At 67.7% G+C, this 21,583-nt stretch carries 20 protein-coding genes; 12 read left to right on the top strand and 8 right to left on the bottom strand.

Features of this window, described 5'->3' with window-relative positions; genetic code table 11:
• Positions 1-193: 193 nt before the first annotated feature.
• Positions 194-1,249 (top strand): methionine ABC transporter ATP-binding protein, encoded by a 1,056-nt coding sequence (locus AC07PF_RS12755; protein ID WP_494612119.1) that lies wholly within the window; start codon positions 194-196, stop codon positions 1,247-1,249.
• 14 nt (positions 1,250-1,263) lie between these two features.
• Entirely contained in the window at positions 1,264-1,929 is a 666-nt protein-coding gene (locus AC07PF_RS12750) for a methionine ABC transporter permease (protein WP_007857964.1), read from the top strand.
• A gap of 750 nt (positions 1,930-2,679) precedes the next feature.
• Here the strand turns inward: AC07PF_RS12750 and fabI are convergent.
• Positions 2,680-3,471: an enoyl-ACP reductase FabI gene (fabI, locus tag AC07PF_RS12745; protein WP_494612118.1), complete on the bottom strand. Its 792-nt coding sequence runs from the start codon at positions 3,469-3,471 to the stop codon at positions 2,680-2,682.
• 150 nt (positions 3,472-3,621) lie between these two features.
• On the opposite strand from fabI, the gene AC07PF_RS12740 reads away from it, so the two are divergent.
• Genes AC07PF_RS12740 through AC07PF_RS12725 form a run of 4 tightly spaced genes read left to right on the top strand, consistent with a single transcriptional unit; the run spans position 3,622 to position 9,260 of the window.
• Positions 3,622-5,439: an extracellular solute-binding protein gene (locus tag AC07PF_RS12740; protein WP_494612117.1), complete on the top strand. Its 1,818-nt coding sequence runs from the start codon at positions 3,622-3,624 to the stop codon at positions 5,437-5,439.
• A gap of 44 nt (positions 5,440-5,483) precedes the next feature.
• The gene (locus AC07PF_RS12735; protein ID WP_007862140.1) at positions 5,484-6,515 is read left to right on the top strand and encodes a microcin C ABC transporter permease YejB; all 1,032 of its coding nucleotides are present in this window, start codon (positions 5,484-5,486) and stop codon (positions 6,513-6,515) included.
• A gap of 4 nt (positions 6,516-6,519) precedes the next feature.
• Entirely contained in the window at positions 6,520-7,623 is a 1,104-nt protein-coding gene (locus AC07PF_RS12730; RefSeq protein WP_007862136.1) for an ABC transporter permease, read from the top strand.
• Entirely contained in the window at positions 7,620-9,260 is a 1,641-nt protein-coding gene (locus tag AC07PF_RS12725; RefSeq protein ID WP_494612116.1) for an ABC transporter ATP-binding protein, read from the top strand. Before AC07PF_RS12730 ends, AC07PF_RS12725 begins: the two co-directional genes overlap by 4 nt.
• Before the next feature lie 65 nt (positions 9,261-9,325).
• On the opposite strand, the gene AC07PF_RS12720 is transcribed toward AC07PF_RS12725, so the two are convergent.
• The gene (locus AC07PF_RS12720; protein WP_494612115.1) at positions 9,326-9,682 is read right to left on the bottom strand and encodes a FlxA-like family protein; all 357 of its coding nucleotides are present in this window, start codon (positions 9,680-9,682) and stop codon (positions 9,326-9,328) included.
• Between the two features lie 6 nt (positions 9,683-9,688).
• A complete protein-coding gene (locus AC07PF_RS12715; protein WP_494612114.1) occupies positions 9,689-10,381 on the bottom strand; it encodes a lipocalin family protein in 693 nt (230 codons plus the stop codon).
• A gap of 391 nt (positions 10,382-10,772) precedes the next feature.
• Between AC07PF_RS12715 and AC07PF_RS12710 the strand changes: the two genes are divergently transcribed.
• Both AC07PF_RS12710 and AC07PF_RS12705 read left to right on the top strand, forming a co-directional pair.
• Positions 10,773-11,390 (top strand): DUF1003 domain-containing protein, encoded by a 618-nt coding sequence (locus AC07PF_RS12710; RefSeq protein WP_494612113.1) that lies wholly within the window; start codon positions 10,773-10,775, stop codon positions 11,388-11,390.
• Positions 11,391-11,393: 3 nt separating this feature from the next.
• Positions 11,394-11,996, top strand: coding sequence for a hypothetical protein (locus AC07PF_RS12705; protein ID WP_494612112.1), 603 nt, complete (start codon positions 11,394-11,396; stop codon positions 11,994-11,996).
• Here AC07PF_RS12705 and AC07PF_RS12700 read toward each other — a convergent pair.
• Positions 11,985-12,779, bottom strand: coding sequence for a GNAT family N-acetyltransferase (locus tag AC07PF_RS12700; RefSeq protein ID WP_494612111.1), 795 nt, complete (start codon positions 12,777-12,779; stop codon positions 11,985-11,987). The two genes, AC07PF_RS12705 and AC07PF_RS12700, sit on opposite strands and share 12 nt — an antisense overlap.
• Complete coding sequence (locus AC07PF_RS12695; RefSeq protein ID WP_494612110.1) at positions 12,767-13,762, bottom strand: AraC-like ligand-binding domain-containing protein; 996 nt, start codon at positions 13,760-13,762, stop codon at positions 12,767-12,769. The genes AC07PF_RS12700 and AC07PF_RS12695 overlap by 13 nt, the downstream gene beginning before the upstream one ends.
• A gap of 242 nt (positions 13,763-14,004) precedes the next feature.
• On the opposite strand from AC07PF_RS12695, the gene AC07PF_RS12690 reads away from it, so the two are divergent.
• Together AC07PF_RS12690 and AC07PF_RS12685 are read left to right on the top strand one after the other, a co-directional pair.
• Positions 14,005-15,039, top strand: a complete 1,035-nt coding sequence (locus tag AC07PF_RS12690) for a carbon-nitrogen hydrolase family protein (RefSeq protein WP_494612109.1) — start codon at positions 14,005-14,007, stop codon at positions 15,037-15,039.
• A gap of 23 nt (positions 15,040-15,062) precedes the next feature.
• On the top strand, positions 15,063-16,100 hold the full coding sequence (locus AC07PF_RS12685) for a phenylacetaldoxime dehydratase family protein (RefSeq protein WP_494612108.1): 1,038 nt from the start codon (positions 15,063-15,065) through the stop codon (positions 16,098-16,100).
• 15 nt (positions 16,101-16,115) lie between these two features.
• On the opposite strand, the gene AC07PF_RS12680 is transcribed toward AC07PF_RS12685, so the two are convergent.
• The gene (locus AC07PF_RS12680) at positions 16,116-17,015 is read right to left on the bottom strand and encodes a LysR family transcriptional regulator (RefSeq protein ID WP_494612107.1); all 900 of its coding nucleotides are present in this window, start codon (positions 17,013-17,015) and stop codon (positions 16,116-16,118) included.
• Positions 17,016-17,192: 177 nt separating this feature from the next.
• Here AC07PF_RS12680 and AC07PF_RS12675 point away from each other — a divergent pair, with 177 nt between their 5' ends.
• Both AC07PF_RS12675 and AC07PF_RS12670 read left to right on the top strand, forming a co-directional pair.
• The gene (locus AC07PF_RS12675; protein WP_494612106.1) at positions 17,193-18,548 is read left to right on the top strand and encodes an aspartate aminotransferase family protein; all 1,356 of its coding nucleotides are present in this window, start codon (positions 17,193-17,195) and stop codon (positions 18,546-18,548) included.
• A 28-nt stretch (positions 18,549-18,576) separates the two neighbouring features.
• On the top strand, positions 18,577-19,467 hold the full coding sequence (locus tag AC07PF_RS12670) for an amino acid ABC transporter substrate-binding protein (RefSeq protein ID WP_494612105.1): 891 nt from the start codon (positions 18,577-18,579) through the stop codon (positions 19,465-19,467).
• A 7-nt stretch (positions 19,468-19,474) separates the two neighbouring features.
• Here the strand turns inward: AC07PF_RS12670 and AC07PF_RS12665 are convergent, their stop codons facing one another.
• Together AC07PF_RS12665 and AC07PF_RS12660 are read right to left on the bottom strand one after the other, a co-directional pair.
• The gene (locus tag AC07PF_RS12665) at positions 19,475-20,341 is read right to left on the bottom strand and encodes an alpha/beta fold hydrolase (protein WP_494612104.1); all 867 of its coding nucleotides are present in this window, start codon (positions 20,339-20,341) and stop codon (positions 19,475-19,477) included.
• Between the two features lie 63 nt (positions 20,342-20,404).
• Positions 20,405-21,580, bottom strand: a complete 1,176-nt coding sequence (locus tag AC07PF_RS12660; RefSeq protein ID WP_494612281.1) for a M20 aminoacylase family protein — start codon at positions 21,578-21,580, stop codon at positions 20,405-20,407.
• Positions 21,581-21,583 lie beyond the last annotated feature (3 nt).

The raw sequence follows: 21,583 nt of genomic DNA, 5'->3' as shown, positions 1-21,583 counted from the left end.
GCCTGTTCTGCGCCGGGTGGCGGCATGGCCTGGGCGGTGCTGGTACCCCGTGGGAAATTTCCAAATAACTTTGATGTCTTATTACTTTATTTTTCTATAGTTGGATTTCTTATGGCGCAATAGTACATTCCCTTATCCTTTCCAACCAGGGCCGGACCTGTGCCACAGGCGCAGGGCGGCCTTTTGACTTTTCATGATCGACTTACGGGGTATCACCCAGATTTACCCGGGCCCACAAGGCCCGGTGGAAGCCCTCAGGGGCATCGACCTGCACATCCATCCGGGCGAGGTCTTCGGCATCATCGGCAAGAGCGGTGCGGGCAAGAGCTCGCTGGTGCGCGTCATCAACCTGCTCAACCGCCCCACACAGGGCGAGGTCATCGTCAATGGCCGCGACCTCACCAAGCTCAATGACGCGCAACTGCGCGAGGCGCGCCGCGACATCGGCATGGTGTTCCAGCACTTCAACCTGCTGTCCTCGCGCACCGTGTTCGACAACGCCGCGCTGCCGCTGGAACTGGCGGGCATGGACAAGGCCGCCATCCGCGAGCGGGTGAACCCCTTGCTGGAGCTGGTGGGCCTGTCGGCCCTGGCCAACCGCTACCCGGCGCAGATCAGCGGCGGGCAAAAACAGCGCGTTGGCATTGCGCGCGCACTCGCCAGCCGGCCCAAGGTGCTGCTGTCGGACGAAGCCACCTCGGCGCTGGACCCCGAGACCACGCGCTCCATCCTCGACCTGCTGCGCCAGGTGAACCGCGAGCTGGGCCTCACGGTGGTGCTCATCACCCACCAGATGCAGGTCATCAAGCAGGTGGCCGACCGTGTGGCCGTGATCGAGGCCGGCCGCATCGTGGAGCAGGGCCGCGTGCTGGAGGTGTTCACCCGCCCCGAGCAGGCCATCACCAAGAGCCTGATCGACGAGATCCTGCCGCAGGAGCTGCCTGCCAGCGTGCTCGACCATGTGCGCAAGCTCACCGGCCAGCTGGCCACCACGGCGCCGGGCCACGCGGGCCGGCTGCTGCGCCTGTCGTACTCGGGTGACAGCGCCTACCAGCCCATCCTGTCGCAGCTGATCCGCGAGTTCGGCGTGGACATGAGCATCCTGCACGGCCAGGTCGACGAGATCCAGGACGAGACCTTCGGCTCGCTGGCCGTGTACGCCAGCGGCGAGCCCGAACGCCTGCGCTGTGCCGTGGAGCACTTGCGCGCCAGCGGCGTGGCCGTCGAAGAAGTCACGATTGAAACCTGAGGGGCAAGAAAGCAATGTTCGACCATTTCACTCCGGCCATGCTGGAACTCTTTGCCTCGTCCTTGTGGGAGACGCTCATCATGGTGGGCATCTCGGGTCTCGTCGGCGGCCTCATCGGCGTGCCGCTGGGCGTGTTTTTGCGCCTCACGGACCACGGTGGCGTGCTGCAGAACGGGCCCGTCAACAAGCTCGTGGGCTGGCTGGTGAATGCCGTGCGCTCCACACCCTTCATCATCCTGCTGGTGGCCATCATCCCGTTCACGCGCTTCATCACGGGCTCGTCCATCGGCACGGCGGCGGCCGTGGTGCCGTTGACCATTGCCGCCGCGCCCTTCGTCGCGCGCCTGGTGGAAGCGGCGCTGCGCGAGGTGGACCATGGGCTGGTCGAGGCGGCCCAGGCCATGGGGGCGACGACCAGCCAGATCGTCTGGAAGGTGTTGCTGCCGGAGGCTTTGCCTGGCATCGTCGCTGGGCTGACCATCACCTTCGTGAGCCTGACTGGTTACTCGGCGATGGCTGGGGCGATTGGTGGTGGTGGGTTGGGGGATCTGGGGATTCGTTATGGATACCAGCGGTTCCTGCCGGAGATCATGCTGGCTGTGGTGCTGGTGTTGATTTTCTTTGTGCAGGCGGTGCAGAGCCTTGGGGATTGGGCTGTGCGTCGGCTGAGCCATCGCTAGTCTCTGTGATGGTTGCTGCATGCCTTGATTGAGGGCGGGGGCCGGGATGTGCGCCCGGCGGCGCAGTAACTTTCTCTTGCGTCGTCAAGAGAAAGTCACCAAAGAGAAGGCGACCCCCAGTCTGCGTCCCCCGTACGCCCTGTCGGGCGAACGGGGGCAGCCTGCGATGCTCGGCTCTGGGGTGGTGCCGCTGAACTCGCTGCGTTCCCCCTGCGGGTGAGCTCCGCTCAAACAGCAGCGGCAAGTCAGTTCACGAAGCGTGGGTCAAAGACGGCTGCTGCTTCGCAGCTACGCCTGGGGTCGGTTCGCGCTGCGCGCTGCCGACATGCGGGGCGCGATCGCCCCGGCGAGCCGAGCGCAGCGAAGGACCACAGGCCGAGCGAAGCAATGGCCCGAGTGGAGCCCGCTCCCACCCCCTTCTGACCGTGCCGAGAAGCGCAGGGCCTGGGGTGAGCGCGTGCCGAAGGACACGCGCCTCGTTGTCTGACTCACCGCGGTTGTTTGAGCGGAGTTCGCCCGAAGGGGGAACGCAGCGAGTTCCGCGGTGCACCCCAGGACCGAGCATCGCAGGCTGCCCGTAGCGAAGCGAAGGGACACGGGCAGCGGGGTCGCCTTTCTTTGGGGTACGTTTCTTTGGCGACGCAAAGAAAGGTACCTCGGCCGCCGGGCCGAGACCCGGCCTCCGCCCTCAAAGAAAAACAGAAGCACCCACAGCCAAAGAGCCGCGAAGCTTCAAGACAACCAAGAAAATCAGCCCACGGTATCCCGGCTAACCCCAGCCGTCTGGCTGAACCCACCATCCACGTAGGTGATCTCAGCCGTCATCCCGCTGGCCAGGTCCGACAGCAAGAACGCCGCCACATTGCCCACGTCTTCAATGGTCACATTGCGGCGCAATGGAGAAGAGTCCGCCACCATCGACAGCAGCTTGCCGAAATCCTTGATCCCGCTCGCAGCCAGGGTCTTGATCGGCCCGGCGCTGATGCCGTTCACGCGCATGCCCTTGGGGCCCAGGGCTTCGGCCAGGTAGCGCACGCTGGCTTCCAGGCTGGCCTTGGCCAGGCCCATGGTATTGTAGTTGGGAATGGTGCGCAGCGCGCCCAGGTAGCTCAGCGTGATCAGCGACGACTTCTCGTTGAGGTAGGGCAGGGCCGACTTGGCCATGGCCGGGAAGCTGTAGGCGCTGATGTCGTGGGCGATGCGGAACGACTCGCGCGACAGGCCTTCCAGGAAGTCGCCGGCGATGGCCTCGCGCGGCGCGAAGCCGATGCTGTGCACGAAGCCGTCGAACTTCAGCCACACCTGGGCCAGGTCGGCGAACATGCGGTCGATCTGCTCGTCGCTGCCCACGTCGCAGTCAAAAATGAGCTTGGAATTGAACTCGGCCGCAAAGTCGGTGATGCGGTCCTTGAAGCGGTCGCCCACGTAGCTGAAGGCAAGTTCTGCGCCCTGTGCGTGGCAGGCCTTGGCGATGCCGTAGGCGATGGAGCGGTTGGACAGCACGCCGGTGATGAGCAGTTTCTTGCCGGTCAGAAAACCCATGGTTCGTTCTCCTGTGGAATTTTGGGGTAATGCAATCAATCAATGAGTGAATGAATGCGTAAGAAAGGGCGATGAAGGGCCGGGTAACCACCGCGTATGGATATGCGCCATTCGCTGCAGAGCCGGCCGAACGTAGTGCAGAATTGTCGCATGCGGTCTTGGCTCACTTTTTTGCTGATGGGTTGTTGCGCAGTGCCTGCTGCCTGGGCGGCGCATGGCTATGCGCTGTGGGGCGACCTCAAGTACCCGGCCGGGTTTGCGCATTTCGACTATGTGAACCCCGATGCACCAAAGGGGGGCGAGCTGCGCATGGTGAGCAACCTGCGCTACTCCACCTTCGACAAGTACAACCCCTTCACCATGAAGGGCTCGCCACCGGCCTACCTCTCGGATCTGCTGTTCGAGAGCCTGCTCACCGGCTCCATGGACGAGACGGCTTCGGGCTACGGCCTGCTGGCAGAGGACGTGGACGTGGCGCCCGACCGGTTGAGCGCCACCTTCCGCCTGCGGGCCGAAGCACGCTTTCACGATGGCAGCCCCGTGGAGGCCGCAGACGTCAAGTACAGCTACGAGACGCTGATCAGCCCCCAGGCCTCGCCCGGCTATGCCACCCTGCTGCAGGAAGTGGCGGGCGTGGACGTGATCGACAAGCGCACGGTGCGCTTTCGCTTCAAGCTGCCCAACCGCGAACTGCCGCTCACGGTGGGCAGCCTGTCCATCTTCAGCCGTGCCTGGGGCCGGCAGGCCGACGGCAAGGCCAAGCCCTTCGACCAGATCGTGACCGATACGCCTATCGGCAGCGGCCCCTACCGCATCGGCCCGGTGGCGTTCGGGCGCGACATCACCTACACCCGCGATCCCAACTACTGGGGCCGCAACCTGAACGTGAACAAGGGTGCGTTCAACTTCGACAACATCACCGTCAAGATCTACAAGGACAACACCGCCCGGCTGGAGGCCGTGAAGGCCGGCGAGTTCGACTTCATGACCGTGTACTCGGCGGGCGACTGGGCGCGCCGCATCAATGGCAAACTGTTCAAGCAAGGGGTGCTGGTCAAGAAGGACATGAAGCACCGCCTGCCTGCGGGCTTCCAGAGCTATGTGCTGAACACCCGCCGGCCCATGCTGAGCGACCCGCGCGTGCGCGAGGCGCTGGGCCTGGCCATCGACTACGAGTGGATGAACCGGCAGATGTTCTACGGCGGCTACCCACGCGTGACCGACCTGTTCGGCAACACCGATTGCCAGGCCACCGGCACGCCCGGCCCCGAGGAGCTCAAGCTGCTGGAACCCTGGCGCGGCAAGGTGCCCGATGCCGTGTTCGGCCCCATGTACCAGCCGCCAGTGACCGAGGGCGAAGGCCATTCGCTGCGCGAAAACCTGCGCCGTGCCCGCCAGTTGCTGGCCGACGCCGGCTGGACCTACCGCGACGGCGCCCTGCGCAACGCCAAGGGCGATGCCATGGTGATCGAGTTCCTGGACAGCAAGGAGGGCGGGGCCCGCACCGTGACCCCCTGGATCCGCAACCTGGAAAAGCTGGGCATCACCCTGCGCTTCGCCACGGTGGACTTTGCCCTGTACCAGCAACGCATGGACAAGTTCGACTTCGACATGATCAGCCTGGCGTTCCAGGGCACCTACAACCCGGGCCAGGAGATGCAGGAGTACTTCGGCAGCAAGCGCGCCGATGTCGAGGGGGCCGCCAACTACACCGGGGTGAAGAGTGCGGCCATCGACGCCATCGTCACCAAGCTGACCCGCGCCGACACCAAGGCCGAACTGCTGCCCGCCTGCCGTGCGCTGGACCGCGTGATCATGCACAGCCACTACCTGATTCCGCAATGGACGCTGTCCTCGCACCGCGTGGTCTACAACCAGCAGCGCCTGGCCTACAAGGAGCCCATGCCGCCCTACGCCAAGGCCGAGGAGTGGCTGATGTTCTCCTGGTGGAGCATCAAGAAGCCATGATGACGATGGCCCAACCCTGAACCGCCGGAGCCCAGCCCTACGCCATGCTTGCCTACATCGCCAAACGCCTGCTGCTCATGCTGCCCACCTTGCTGGGTGTGTTGCTTCTGACCTTTGCGGTGATCCAGTTCGTGCCCGGCGGCCCGGTGGAGCAGTACATGGCCGAGGCCCGTGCCGCGGCCGGCAAGGGGCAGGGTGCGGAAGGCGGCATGTCCTACCGTGGCGACCAGGGGGTGGACCCCAAGCGCGTGGAGCAGATCAAGGCGCTCTACGGCTTCGACAAGCCGGCGCACGAGCGCTTTTTCATCATGCTGGGCCAGTTCGCGCGCTTCGATCTGGGCAAGAGCTTCTTCCAGAACAAGAATGTGTGGGAGCTCGTGAAGGAAAAACTCCCTGTCTCCATCAGCCTGGGGCTGTGGACCTTCTTCATCAGCTACCTGGTGGCCGTTCCGTTGGGCGTGGCCAAGGCGGTGCGTGCGGGCTCTCGCTTCGACCTGGTCACCACGCTGTTGATCCTGGTGGGCTATGCGATTCCGGGCTTCGTGCTCGGCGTGGCGCTGCTGGTGATCTTTGGCGGCCAGCTGCAATGGTTCCCGCTGCGCGGGCTGGTGTCGTCCAACTGGGACCAGATGACCTGGGGGGCGCGCATCGTGGACTACCTGTGGCACATCACGCTGCCTGTGACGGCCATGGTGGCGGGCAGCTTTGCGGTGACGGCAATGCTCACCAAGAACGCCTTCCTCGAAGAGATCCGCAAGCAGTACGTGCTGACGGCCCGGGCCAAGGGTCTGTCGGAGCGGCAGGTGCTCTGGAAGCATGTGTTCCGCAATGCGCTGATCCCCATCATCACGGGCTTTCCAGCGGCCTTCATCGGTGCCTTCTTCGCCGGCTCGCTGCTCATCGAAACCCTCTTCTCGCTCGATGGACTGGGCCTGCTCGGCTACGAGAGCGTGATCCGCCGCGACTACCCCGTGGTGCTGGGCACGCTGTACCTGTTCACCCTGATTGGCATGGTCACCAAGCTCATCAGCGACCTCTGCTATGTGTGGGTAGATCCCCGCGTGAAGTTTGACTGACCGCATGAACGCGCCCTCCGCAAGCCCCACCACCGCTACCGGTACGCCGGCCACAGCAACGCCAACGGCCCCCACGGCCCCTGTTTCCCTTTCTCCCTCGCGCCGGGCCTGGCTGCGCTTCAAGCGCAACCGCCTGGGCTTGTGGAGCCTGGTCATCTTTTGCGTGCTGGTGCTCATCAGCCTGGCCGCCGAGGTGGTTAGCAACGACCGGCCCCTGATCGTGCGCTACGAGGGCCAGACCTACTTCCCCATGCTCCAGACCTACCCCGAAAAAACCTTCGGCGGTGATTTCGAGACCCCCACGGACTACCTGGACCCCTTCATCCAGCAGCGGCTGAGCGCGGGCGACAACTGGGCCCTCTACACCCTCAACACCTACGGGCCCACCACCCTCAACTATTTCGCCAAGGAGCCCAATCCCTCGGCGCCCACGCGCGACAACTGGCTGGGCACCGATGACCGGGGCCGGGACATGCTGGCCCAGCTGATCTATGGTTTCCGCGTGAGCGTGCTGTTCGGCCTGGCGCTGACCTTCATCGGCACGGTGCTGGGCATCCTCACCGGGGCGATCCAGGGCTTCTTCGGTGGCAAGACCGATCTGGCCTTCCAGCGCTTCATCGAGATCTGGGAGTCCATGCCCGAACTGTACCTGCTCATCATCTTCAGCGCGCTGTTCGCGCCCAGCATCTCGCTGCTGCTCATCCTGCTCTCCCTGTTCGGCTGGATGGGCCTGTCGGACTACGTGCGGGCCGAGTTCCTGCGCAACCGCCAACTCGACTACGTGAAAGCGGCGCGTGCCCTGGGTGTCAGCAATGCCCAGATCATCTGGCGCCACATCCTGCCCAATAGCCTGACCCCGGTGGTCACCTTCCTGCCGTTCCGCATGAGCGCCGCCATCCTCTCGCTCACGGCCCTCGACTTCCTGGGCCTGGGCGTGCCGCCGGGCACCCCCAGCCTGGGCGAGCTACTGAGCCAGGGCAAGAACAACATCGACGCCTGGTGGATCTCGCTGAGCACCTTCGCCGTGCTGGTGGTCACCCTGCTGCTGCTGACCTTCATGGGCGACGCCCTGCGCGACGCCCTCGATCCGCGAAAGGCCGACAAGTGAGTACCGCATCCAGTCCAGGTACGGCACCGTCAGGCCCTTTGCTCGACGTGCGGGATCTCCATGTGCACTTCGGCAGGAAGGAGGTGGTGAGCGGCGCCAGCTTCACCATCGCCCCCGGCGAAAAGCTCGCCCTGGTGGGCGAATCGGGCTCGGGCAAAACCATCACGGCGCTCAGCCTGCTGCGCCTGGCGGGCGATGCGCGGGTGACGGGCCAGGCCCTGCTGCGCGGGCGCGACCTGCTGGCCCTGAGCGAGCGCGAGATGCGCGGCGTGCGCGGTGGCGAGATCGCCATGGTCTTCCAGGAGCCCATGACGGCGCTGAACCCGCTGATGACCATCGGCCAGCAGATCGCCGAAATCCTGCAGCTCAAGAAGGGCCTCACGGGCGCGCAGTGTGCCCAAGCCGCCATCGAGCTGCTGGCCAAGACCGGCATCCCCGAGCCCGCGCGCCGGGCCAACAGCTTTCCGCACCAGCTCTCGGGCGGGCAGCGTCAGCGCGCCATGATTGCTATGGCCCTGGCCAGCGAGCCGCAGCTGCTGCTGGCCGACGAGCCCACGACCGCACTCGACGTGACCCTGCGCGGCCAGATCCTGGACCTGCTCAGTGACCTGCAGCGCCAGACCGGCATGGCCGTGCTGCTCATCACGCACGACCTGAACCTGGTGCGCCGCTTTGCCGACCGCGTGGCCGTGATGGAGCAGGGCGTGCTGGTGGAGCAGGGCACCGTGGCCGAAGTGTTTGGCGCACCCCAGCATGCCTACACCCGCAAGCTGATGCAAAGCCAGCCCCAGCGCGACGTGACCGAGGCCGCACCGGCGCCGGGCACGCCACCCGTGCTGCAGGCCAGCGACCTGCGCGTGGTCTACCCCACACCGCTGCCCGGCCTGCGCGGCTGGTTCAAGAAGGGCGAGTTCGTGGCCGTGCAGGGCGCCAGCCTGGCGCTGCCGCCGGGCCGCACGCTCGGCGTGGTGGGGGAGTCGGGTTCGGGCAAGTCCACGCTGGCCCAGGCCATCCTGGGGCTGCTGCCCTTTGGCGGGTCGCTGCAGGTGGCGGGGCAGGGCTGGCAGGCGCCGGCCATGCGCAATTCACCGGCCAACCAGCAACTGCGCCGCAAGGTGCAGGTGGTGTTCCAGGATCCGTTCTCTTCGCTGTCCCCACGCCTCACGGTGGAAGAGATCGTGGGCGAGGGCATGCGCGTGCACGAGCCCACGCTCAGCGTGGCCGAGCGGCGCACGCGCGTGGAGGTCGCGCTGGCCGAGGTCGGCCTGACCGAGGCGCAGTTCCCCGGCCTGCTGGCGCGCTACCCGCATGAATTCTCGGGCGGCCAGCGCCAGCGCCTGGCCATTGCGCGCGCCCTCATCGTGCAGCCCGAGCTGCTGGTGCTCGACGAGCCCACCAGCGCCCTGGACGTCACCATCCAGCAGCAAGTGCTCAAGCTGCTGCAGCGCCTGCAGAAGGAAAAGGGCCTGAGCTACCTGCTCATCACCCACGACGTGCAGGTGATCCGTGCCATGGCGCACGAGGTGCTGGTGATGAAGGACGGCAACGTGCTCGAAAGCGGCCCCGTGGGCCAGGTGCTCGACGCGCCGCAGCACCCCTATACGCAGCGCCTCGTGGAGTCCGCCGGGCTGGACTGAGCCACACCTCTGGTCGGGCGCCGTGCCTTGGGGGCCGAGCCGGCGGCTGAGGCGCTAGGCCCCTGTCAGGCGTAGGTATCGAGCTGGCTGCCCAGGCTGGTGGCGGCCTGGCCTTCGGTTTTGGCGCGCTGCTCGCGTGCGGCCTGGGCCGCCGCCTCGGCCTTCTGGGCCTGTGCGGCCTGCTGCTCCTGCTGGCGTGCACGCTGGATGGCGGCGATCTGCGCCTGCACCATCTGGATCTGGGTCTGCAGCAGCTTGACCTTCTCCTTCTTGGCCTTGGCGTCCAGGTCGGACGTGGCCACGTTCTTGAGCTCCTCGGTCAGCGACTGCAGCTGCTTTTGCAACTTGGCGATCTCGCTGCCACCGCCCCCGCTGCTGGAAGAAGACACTTTGCCGGCCGATGAAGAGGAGGAGACTTGCATGCCCCCTTATCGGCAGGTGGGGGTACAACTTGAGTGTGGCGTAGGGGCTTTTTCAGCCCTTGGCTGTGCCGCAGGCACCGCACCCTCCTGCGCCACCCACAGCACCTTGTCCACCTCCACGCCGAGCGCCTTCGCCTGGGCCAGCAGCTGCTCGCGCACGCCGGGTGGCAGGGTCTTGGTGCGCGACAGGATCCAGAAATAACCGCGGTTGGAGCCGACCACCATGGACCACTGGTAGTTGGGGTCCAGCGCCACCACGTTGTAGCCGCCGTAGAAGGGGCCGAAGAACGAGACCTTGAGCGCACCCTGGTCGGGTTCGCCAGTGAAGCGGGCCTTGCCCTCGGCCTGTTTCCAGCGGTCGCGGCCGGGGTCGAAGCCGCGGTTGATCACCTTGATGGTTCCATCCGGGCTGGGGATGTAGTTTGCCGTGGTCTGCTGCAACCCACGCTCGAACGAATGGTCCAGCCGGGCCACCTCGTACCACTGGCCCGCGTAGCGCTGCGCGTCGAAGCCCGCTACCGGCTCAATGCCGGCGGGCGGATGCGTGGAGCAGGCCGTGAAGAACAGCACCGCGCCCAGCGCCAACACGCCAATGGTGTTGGGCAGGATGCGGCGGCCCACCGAAGGCGCGGCACCGGTGGCCGCGTGCCCTGGGGTGGGTACTGGCGTGTCTCGCAGTTCAACAAGGGTGTCAGGCATGGTGGTGTCCCTGGGAATGGTTCGGCGCAGTCCCTGGCATGGGCCGGCCTTCGGGGCGGGCGCTGCCTGTCTTGCGGCGGTGTGGTCAATGTAGTGAGCGCGCTGGTGCGCGCGTGTAGGCGCGCGCTGGCATCGCCTGTCGGCGGCATGGGGGCCGCCGTGCCGCGCATCACACCATGGGTCGGGGCCACGTGGGGCGGGTGGGCCCTCCATCCGCCCGCCTTGTTGCCACAAAAGTCACGGATCGGCAGGAAGAGTGGGGGCCCTGCGCGGCCCTGGTGTCCGCTGGCACGGAACTTGAACGCGCCCAGCGGGTAGAGTGGCAAGCATGCAGGTGCCGCCCGGCGCACCTGCCCGGCCCTGTTGCCACCGCTTGCATGAGGTTCTTCGCATGACCACGCCATCCACCACCACCACGGCGGCCCCTGGGGCCGACCACTTGCGCTTTCACCGCCAGCACGAGCACCTGTCGCCGCCCTTCGGCAACGATGGCTTTGCGCGCCGGGCCGAGGCCTTTGCCCGCATGTTCGGCTCGCCCCGGTTCCTGCTCTTGCAGACCTGCTTCGTGGCGGTATGGATCGGCCTGAACCTGTCGGGCGTGGTGAAGTTCGACCTGTACCCCTTCATCCTGCTGAACCTCGCGTTCAGCCTGCAGGCCGCCTATGCGGCCCCGCTGATCCTGCTGGCCCAGACCCGCCAGGCCGAGCGCGACCGCATGCATGCCGACGCCGATGCCCGGCACCGCGAGGCCCTGGCCCTGGCCACGCAGGAGCGCCAGGCCCTGGCCGCGCAGAACAGCGCGCAACTGCTCGACCTGCTGGAGCAGAACACCCGCCTGACCGAGATGACCCGCAAGCTCAGCGAGCGCATCGAGGCCCTGACGGTGGAAATGCACCACCGCATGCACTACGTGCCCGCCGTGGCACGCACCCAGCAGCAGGCCGACCAGCCGGGCCCGCAGCAGTCCGGCGGCACCGGTGCGGACGCCAACCCGCGCCAGGGGGGGTGAGCCATGTTCGCCACCCATCCCCTGCCACCGGCGGGCACGGCGGCCACCGTGCCGCCCTTCGACGCGGCCACCGCCCTGCAGGCATTGCATGGCCATGCCGTGCCAGGCGAGCCCCTCCTGCTGCTGCACCTGGGCACCGAGCACACGCGCATCGCCGTGGTGGGCGAGGGCGCCGCACCCGGCCCGGTGTTCACCCTGGCTTTGGGCACGCACAGGACCGCCCGTGCATTCTTCCGCCGCGATGTGCCGACCCCGCTGGAACTGGAGAACGCCATCGCCAGCGTGGAGGACGAGGTCTACCTGGCCCACCGGCAGTACGCTGTGCAGGGCCATGCCCCGGACCTGGCCTGGTGGTCCACCGACCCGCACCTGGTGGCCCTGGCCGAACTGGCGGGCGTGCCGCGCGGCCCGGCCATGCGGCTCACGCTGGAGGCCATGGAGCGCCTGTTCCAGCGCCTGGCCGCCGTCTCCGAGGGCCGGCCCGCCGCGAGCGAGGGCCTGCCCGAGAGTGTGGAGTTCGCCACCACCTTGCTGCTGCTGCGCGAACTGATGCACCACATGCCGTTCGGGCAGCTGCACCTGGTGGCGCAGCAGTCAACCGTCTAGCCCTCGGGCATAGACCGCGAATTCGTGGACTGGCCCGAAACCCAGGGCCTGGGCCAGTTCGTACGATGCCCGGTTGTCCCGAAAGCAGTCCCACCCAGGTTCCAGCCCGCGCCGCAGGCACCCATCGATGAACGCCGTGGCCGTCGCCCTGGCCAGGCCCTGCCGCCGGTGGCCCTCGAAGGTGCAGATGTCTGCATCGTGCCGCAGCCCTTTCACGAACACCGAGTAGCACAGACTGGCCACTTGTTCTTCATGCAGCACGCAGTATCCGACGCCGTCGCGTTCGAACTGCGCATCGCAGGCCCACATGCCTGCTGCAAAGGGGTACTGGCCGCCATCGGCCAGGCGCCGCAGCAGCGCGGCATCCAGGGGCACCAGGCGGTGGCCTGGCGGCAAGGACGGCTCGGTGCGCTGTGCCGCAAAACGGCAGTGGTCGAACGAGAAGGCCACGCGCTGCATTTTTTTCACGCGGGGCGCCTGGCGCTGGTCGAGGACCGGCTCCCAGCCGGCGTGGCCCGGGTACAGGATGAAGAAGTCCTGCTGGGCAGGCGCCTGGAGCCAGTCGAGGCAGGTCGCAGCCCACTGCGCGTCGGGCCCATCGCCCGCCAGCACACAAAAACCGTTGTCGTAGACAAAGGCGGCATGCACGTCCCCGGCTTGGGGGACAAAGATGCGGCCCTGGGTGTGGCCCGACAGCACGGCACCCATGATCTCGGCGCCCGCGTGGAGGCCATCGAGCAGCGCGGTCAGCGCGGGGAAATTCTTCGCATTCAGTTCGTGCATGGCACCGATTGTGCCGGCGGCGCCGCGGTCGTCGCTGCCTGCGCCCGCCACTCCCGTGGCGCCTGCCCGAAGCGCTCTTTGAAGGCCCGGCTGAAGTGCGCCGCGTCGTTGAAGCCCCAGCCGAACGCGATCTCCGCCACCGAGGCCTTGGCGCGGCGTGCGTCCAGCAGCTCGCGGCTGGCGCCGTCGAGCCGCTGGCCCCAGAGGTAGTGCGAGGGGGACTGCGGTTCGGCCTTGCTGAACAGGCGGTGCAGGTGGCCGCTGGACATGCCCAGGTCGGCCGCCACGGATGCGATGGTCAGCGCCGGGTCGCGCAGCCGGCCGTCGATGTGCCGTTTGATGCGTGCCACGTGGTAGGCGCCCATGGCCGAGGGCTCGGCCCGGCTGCAGGCGGGCAGCGATTGCAGGCCCGCCACCAGCACGCTGATGACGCCGCTGGCCACGGCGGCGGCCGAGGCGGTGGGCAGGCTGTCCACCTCGCCCCGCAGGGTGGTGACCATGGCGGCCATCAGGTGCCCGGCGCCGCTGCGGCCCGAGACGGTGGTGGCCGTGAGCTGCTCGGTGCGTGCCACCAGCGCGCGCAGTTGCTCGCCGCGCAGCTTGAGCACGATCTCCTCGAAGTCCTCGCTGAACTGCAGGGTGTAGGGCCGCGTGCTGTCGTACAGCGCAAAGTCGCCAGGGGCCACGGCAGCGTCGCGCCCGTCCTGCGAGATCACGCCATGCCCCCTGGTCTGCAGGCTCACGATGAAGCAGTCGTCCGTGGCGCGCGAGATGAAGCGCGGCGTGCGCACCACCCGCTGGGCGCAGGAGCGCACCACCGACAGGTCCAGCCCCGGCAGGTGGTGGCTCTGGATGGAGCCGCCGAAATGCTCGCCATCGGGCGCATCGCACTCGAGCTGCACGTAGGTGGTGCAGATCATGTCGGTCCAGTAGGCCAGCCGGTCGCGGGGCGCGATGGCATCGGTACTCAAGAGGTGGCTCATGGGCGGGATCTCAAGCGGGGCGGGGGGAAGAAAGGCAACAGGCCCATCATCCTCCGACCGGGCCCGTTCTTCAAGCAAGGCCCATGCCGGTAAACCCGGGGTGGCGAGTTGGGGGCAAAGGGCAGGTGACTCCCAGTCAAGTGGCCTGGAATCAAGGACCAGGAGAGCCTGGGGCAAGACGGTACCGGCCTGTCCGCAGTGAAATCCTTCCATCGCCAACCCTGCCTTTGAAGGAGATCCCCATGCCCGCCACCCTGCACCCCAAGCTGCGCGTCGCCGCCGTCCAGGCCGCACCCGTCTTCCTCGACCTCGATGCCACCATCGACAAGACCATTGCGCTGATGAAGGAGGCGGCGAAGCAGGGCGCGCAACTCGTCACCTTCCCCGAGACCTGGATCCCCGGCTACCCCTGGTGGATCTGGCTCAGCGCGCCCGCCCTGGGCATGCAGTACGTGCAGCGCTACAACGACAACTCGCTGGTCGTGGGCTCGGCCGAGTTCCAGCGCCTGGCACAGGCCGCGCGCGACATCGGCATCTGGATGTCCACCGGCTACAGCGAGCGCGCCGGCGGCAGCCTCTACATCGCCCAGGCCCTGTTCGACGATCAGGGCCGTGTGGTCAAGACGCGGCGCAAGCTCAAGCCCACGCACGTGGAGCGCACCGTGTTCGGCGAAGGCGACGGCAGCGACCTGGCCGTGATGGACACCGCCATCGGCCGGGTCGGCATGCTGGCCTGCTGGGAACACCTGCAGCCCCTGAGCAAGTACGCCATGTACGCGCAGAACGAGCAGATCCACGTGGGCGCCTGGCCCAGCTTCTCGCTGTACCGTGGTGCAGCCCACGCCCTGGGGGCCGAGGTCAACAACGCAGCGAGCCAGATCTATGCGGTGGAGGGCGGCTGCTTCGTGGTTGCGCCCTGCGCCACGGTGTCCAAGGAGATGGTGGCCATGCTCTGCACCGACGACCTGCAGCGCCAGTTGCTGCTCGAAGGCGGCGGTTTTGCGCGCATCTACGGGCCCGACGGCGCATCGCTGGGCACGCCGCTGGGCGAGAAGGAAGAAGGCCTGGTACTGGCCGACATCGATCTGGGCACGATCTCCCTGGCCAAGACCGCCGCCGACCCGGCCGGCCACTATGCGCGGCCCGATGTCACGCGCCTGTTGCTCAACCAGACCCCGGGCGACCGCGTGGTGTCGCAGGTGCCCGCCGGCATGGCGTCCGCGGCGGCCAACGAAGCCAGCGCCGAGCCCGCACCTGTGCTCGTGGCCGAGTCCTGAGCATTGCGCACGGGAGCCACGCCATGGATTCTGCCATCCCCAGCCACCTGCAATGCCCGCGCCTGCGCCACCGCAGGGTGCCCGACGACTATGTGCCGCCGTACCCCGCGACCGTGGCGCGCTACCGCCCCGAGGTCACGCGCGTGGTCATGGCCTACTTCGGCATCCAGCACCGGGCGGATGCGCCCGCGCCCGCCCTGGCCGCGCGGGCCCTGCACTGCATCGCCGAGGCCTTTGCTGGCGTCAACGGCCCGGGCCACCGGGACCGCGCGCAGTGCGTGGACTCTGCCGGCTACCTCACCACGGTGAGCATCGGCTACTGGGACGATCCGGCCGCGTATGCCGCCTGGTTTTCAGAGCACGGCGCACGCTGGGCCAGCGGCGCGTTCTCCGACCCGGCGCTGGGCCTGTTCACCGAGGTGCTGCAGCCGGCGGCCGACCGCTTCGAAACATTGTTCTCGGCCGATGTGCTGGAGGGCGTGGCCGCTGTATCCAGCGGCCTGGGCCAGCCCATCCAGGAGCATGCCTACTGGGGCGGCATGCGCGACCGCCTGGCCTTGTCACAGACCGACGGCATGGCGCCCGAGGGCGCGCCGCACATCGTCACCGACGGCCTGCACCAGCGCGTGCTGCCACACGGGAACCTGTGCCTCATCCGCTCCGGCCAGGACTGGACCGGTACAAAAGGAGATGAGCGCCGCATGTACACCGAGGAGGTCGAGCCCGTGCTGCGCGCCGGCATGGATTTCCTGCAGGACCAGGGCTGCCAGGTGGACTGCTATGCCAACCGCTACATGGCCGTGGTGGACACTGCCGGCAAGCCCATGGACAAGAGCTTCGGCATGGGCTGGTGGCGCAGCCTGGCCGCGCTGGAGCGCTGGGCCGAGTCGCACCCCACGCATGTGGCCATCTTCGGTGCGGCCATGAAGTACCTGGGCACCATGGGCCCGGCGGCACAACTCAAGCTCTACCACGAGGTGACGGTGGCCCGGGCCGAGGAGCAGTATTTCGAGTACTTCAATTGCCACCCTCGCACCGGCATGCTCGGGGCCGCGGGGTAGGGCGAGGGGGCTGATTCAGGCCGTCGTTCCGGCGGAAACGATGCGGTCCCAGACCTGCGCCACCGCGCGGCGCGCATTGCCCTTGGCACGGTAGGCGACGACGGAGACTTCGATATCCCACTCCCCGTCGCCCACCGGAACCAGGTTCGGGAAGCGCCCGCCCTCGAACGAGCTGGTGGGCAGCCAGGCCACGCCCAGGTCCTGTCCGGCCAGCTCGCCCAGCGCGTCGGACATGGCCACCTCCAGCACGCGCGTGCCGACCAGCCTGCGGGGCGCGCTTTCGATGGCGGTGTCCACCACGCGGGCAAAGTACACCGTGGGGGAGTACATCAGCAGCGGCACGGGCTGCAGCGCGGTGCCTGGGAACAACGGGCCGCGCTCGTCCAGGAAGGTGCGCGACGCATAGGGCCGCACCACCTCGGTGCCGATCTCGTGGGCATCGAAGCGCGCAGCGTCCAGCTGCACCGGGTGCGATGCCTGCTGAAAGCACACCAGCAGGTCCAGCGACCCGGCGATGAAGGCCGACACCGTGTCGTGCACGTTGCCCACCTCCACGCTGCAGCTCAGCCCGGTCTCGGAGGCCCAGGTTTTCCACCACTGCGCCAGGCGCGTGGTGGCCAGCGCATACGGCATGGCGATGCGCAGGTGGTCGCGCGAGGGCTTTTCTCCGATCTCGGCCTTGGCATCGGCGATCTGGTTGAGCAGTCCCACGGCCACTGCGCGGAACTTCTCGCCCGCGGGCGTCATGCGCAGCGGGAAGGCCGAGCGGTCGATGAGGTGCGCACCCAGCCACTGCTCCAGCGCCTGGATGCGGCGGCTGAAGGCCGCCTGCGAGACGTTGCGGATCTCGGCCGCGCGCGTGAAGTTGCGCACCTCGGCAAGCGTCACGAAATCCTGGATCCAGCGTGTGTACATGCGGCCTCTCCTTGCAGCCACCCATTGTCCACAGCCCGCGCATTCCCGCATGTGAAGTTTGCAAGCGCGATGCGTGCCGCGCATGCATGGCCGATGCGAACTTCACATTGGACGCGCGGCAGCCCATCTCGCACCATCGGCCTGCACCCCATTCAACAACATCCACCAGGAATCGACATGGATACCCAACTGAGAGAAGCCGCCAAAGAGTTCATGGTCCGCTACGGCGGCGACACCTTCCCCAACCTGTTTCGCAGTGCACGCGGTACCGTCGTCACGGACGACACGGGGCGCGAGATCCTGGACTTCACCTCGGGCCAGATGTGCGCCACCATCGGGCACAACCACCCCGCCATCGTGCAGGCCGTGCACCAGGCCGGTGAGCAGGCCTTCCACCTGTTCAGCGGCATGATTCCCGAGGTGGTGGCCCAGCTGGCTGCCACCATGGCGCGCGACTGGATGCCCTCGGGGCTGACCAAGTCGATCTTCGTGAACACCGGCTCCGAAAGCAACGAAGTGGCCCTGCGCATGGCCAAGATGCACACTGGCGGCTACGAGATCCTGGCGGTGGGGGGCTCCTGGCACGGAGTCACCGGCGGCACCAGCGCTGTGTCGTTCGCCAGCGACCGCAAGGGCTATGGCGTGCCGGTACCTGGCGTGTTCGTGATGCCCGAGCCCAACGACTACCGGCCCTACATCCAGGGCCTGTTGGGCGAGGAATCCGCGCTGGCCTGCCTGGAGATGGGCCTCAAGATGTACGACATGGCCAGCAGCGGGCGGCGCGCGGCCATCATCATCGAACCCATCATCAGCGCCGGCGGCGTGCTGGTTCCGCCCCGTTCGTACATGCAGGCCCTGCGCAGGGCAGCCGACGAGCGCGGCATGCTGTTGATCTTCGACGAGGCGCAGACCGCGTTCGGCCGCATCGGCCACCGGCACGCGGCCGACTTCTTCGGCGTGGTGCCGGACATCATGAGTGTCTCCAAGACCATGGGCGGCGGCCTGCCCCTGGCGGCCACCATCACCACGCCCGCCATCGAGCAGGATGTGCACGAGAAAGGCTTCACTTTCTACACCAGCCACGTCTCCGACCCGCTGCCAGCCACCGTGGGCCTGGCGGTGCTGGAGACCATCCGCAAGGACCAGCTCATCGAGCGCGCACGCACCACCGGAGCCTACCTGCGCAGTCAGTTGCAGGCGCTGCAGCAGCGCTATGAAGCCATCGGCGACGTGCGCGGCGAGGGCATGCTGCTGGGCGTGGAGCTGGTGCGCGACCGCGAGTCCCGCCAGCCGCACCACGAACTGGGCGCCGCCACCACGCGCAAGTGCTTCGAGCTGGGCCTGAGCATGAACATCCGGCGCCGGCCCGAGCGTGGCTCGGTCTGGCGCATTGCCCCGCCGTTGACCGTGTCGCACGCCGAGATAGACCGGGGTATCGCCATCCTGGACCAGGCCCTGCGCGAAAGCCTCGACGAGATCGCGCGCACGCAATCGAGCCACCGCAGTATCCCGCGCCAGGCCGTGGCGGCCTGAGCCCTGGCCCCTGCCAAAGAAGCACACCATGAAGAACCCCATGCACTTCGCCCTGGCCGCCGCTGCCGTGCTCGCTTCGGGCGGCGCCATGGCGCAGGCCACGGATACCCTGGCCAAGATCCAGTCCTCCGGCACGGCCGTGGTGGGCGTGCGCGAGTCCTCGCCGCCCCTGTCCTACCTGCTCGGTGCCGGCAAGTACGTGGGCTACCACGTGCAGCTGTGCGAGCAGATCCTGGCGGCGATCACGCCCAAGGCGGCCCTGCGCTACATGCCGGTCACGTCGCAGAACCGCATTCCGCTGCTGCAGAACGGCACCATCGACATCGAATGCGGCTCCACCACCAACAATGCGGCGCGCAAGCAGCAGGTGGACTTCGCCCTGACCACCTACGTCACCGAAGCTCGGCTGGCGGTGAAGACCGCCTCGGGCATCCAGCGGGCCGAGCAGCTGCAGGGCAGGAATGTGGTCACTACCACCGGGACCACCCTGGTGCAGCGCCTGCGCAAGCTCGACCGCATGGGCATCACCTTCAACGTGCTGTATGCCAAGGACCATGCGGAGAGCTTTCTCATGCTGGAGAGCGGGCGCGCCGATGCCTTCGCCATGGACGACAACACCCTGGCCGGCAACATCGCCAGCGCCAGGAACCCGCGGGACTTCAGCATCGTGGGTGAGCCGCTGGGGGTCGAGCCCATCTCCATCATGCTGCGCAAGGACGACGCCCGCTTCAAGGCCGCCGTGGACGGCGAACTGCGCCGGATGATCGCCTCCGGCGAACTCGCCAAGGCCTACGACCGCTGGTTCATGCAGCCCATTGCGCCCACCGGGGCGGTCATCAACATCCCCATGGCCAAATCCCTCAAGGAGGCGTTGGCGCGGCCCAACGACGACCCGGCGGAAGCCTACGAAGCGAAATGACGGAGGTTCAGCCCTGCTGGCAGTCCGCCACGAAGGCGTCGAGCAGGGTGCCGAACTGCGCCGGGTTTTCCCATTGCACGGCATGGCCGGCACCCTCCACCACCTGCACCTTGCCGCGCCACAGCGTGGGGATGGTGGGGGCCAGGCCGTCGAGGTAGGCCGGGTTCACGATCTGCTCGAGCGCGCCCTGAACGATGGCCAACGGCCGGCCGATGGTGGCGATGATCCTGAGTTCGTCGGCATAGCCGATGGTGCCCATGCCGGCCGCCAGCGAGCCGCGGGCGTGGCCGTCGGTGCGGCGCGCATCCTGCACCATGAAATCCGCTGGCGCCACGCCGGCGGCCATGTAGTCGGCGGCCCAGGCGCGGGCGTCGTCCTCGGTCCAGTCCTTCACGAAGCCCTGGCCGATCTTGAGGAAGGCGCCGCCGAAGTCCGCCGCGGGCGGGTAGGGCAGGGGCGGCGTGCCGAAGACCATGAAGCCCGCCGCCTGCGGCAGGGATGCCGCCGCTTCGAGCACGGCATGCCCGCCCAGGCTCCAGCCCACGAACACGGCGCCGTGCTCCACGCCCATCTGGCCCGCCACGGCCCGGATGAGGCTGGCATAGCCGGGGATGCTGTAGACCGTGCTGCGCACCATCTGCTCGGCATCGGTGGACTGGCCGTGGCCCGGCAGGTCCAGTGCGATCAGGCGGTACTTCCTGCCCAGCTCGCCGGTGAGCAGGGGCTCCCACACGCGCGACGAGGACGAGTTGCCGTGCACCAGCACCACGGCCGGGCCGCTGCCCCCGCTGTCGTGCACCGAGATGCGCTCGGAGCCGATGGACAGCACACGGCTCGGGGAGGATGGGGCGTTGAAGGTCGGGTCAGCGGACATGTGGTCGGGTTCCCTAGGGTGGGGTCAACGGACGAGAAGAGGCGGCGCCAGGCCGCGCTCCACTCACTGCGGTGGCAAAAAGGTCTCGGCCAGCCGTACCCAGTACGCGCCGCCCACCACGATATTGCCATCGTGAAAATCGTACCCCGGGTGGTGCACCATGCAGCCGCCAGGGGCGTTGCCGTTGCCGATCTGCAGGTAGGAGCCCGGCACCTGCTCCAGCATGAAGGCGAAGTCCTCGCTGGCCGGCAGGGCCGCGGCCTGCAGGGTCACGCGCTCGGGGCCCACCAGGTCCAGCGCCACCTGGCGCGCCAGGGCCGTCTCTGCCGGGGTGTTGACGAGCACGGCGTAGCCGGGCCGCCAGTCGAGCTGGGCGCGCACGCCATGGCCCGTGGCGGTGGCCTCCACCAGCGCGCGGATGCGCTGCTCCAGCAACCGGCGCACGCCGCTGTCCATGGCGCGCACACTGATCTCCAGCACCGCGCTGGCGGGGATCACGTTGTTGGCCTGGCCGGCGTGCAGCGCGCCCACGGTGACCACAGCCATCTGCTGTGGGTCCACGCTGCGCGAGACGATGGTCTGCAGCCCCATCACCAGGCTGGCTGCGGCCACCACGGGGTCGATTGCCACGTGCGGCATGGCCCCATGGCCACCCACGCCTTCGAGCGTGATGGTGGCGTAATCGCTTGAGGCCATGGCCGGCCCCTCGCGCAGCAGCAGGTGGCCCTGGGCCACGCCAGGCATGTTGTGCATGGCGAACACGGCATCGCAGGGATAGCGCGTGAACAGGCCGTCGGCCATCATGCGTAGCGCGCCACCACCGCCTTCCTCGGCGGGCTGGAAGATCAGGTTCAGCTCGCCGCTGAACCGCCCGTGCTCCGCCAGGTACCAGGCCGCCGCCATCAGCATGGCGGTGTGGCCGTCGTGCCCGCAGGCGTGCATCACGCCCGGGTGGGCGCTGCTCCAGGCGGCGCCCGTGGCCTCGGTGATGGGCAGGGCGTCCATGTCGGCGCGCAGGCCCAGGCGCGGGCCCGGGCCGCGCACCAGGCGGCCCACCACGCCCGTGCCGCCGATACCGCGCTCCACCGCATAGCCCCAGCGCTCCAGCCGTTCGGCCACCAGCTCGGCCGTGCGCTGTTCCTCGAAGGCCAGCTCCGGGTGGCGGTGGATGTCGCGGCGCAGGGCGATGAACTCGCTGGCGCGTGCCTCCAGGGTCTCGAACAAGGGGGTGTGCTTCATCGT

It is taken from the genome of Acidovorax sp. GW821-FHT10A04, from assembly GCF_059415825.1.
The sequence above is the reverse complement of the archived record's forward strand: the minus strand, read 5'-3'. Positions and strand labels throughout refer to the sequence as shown.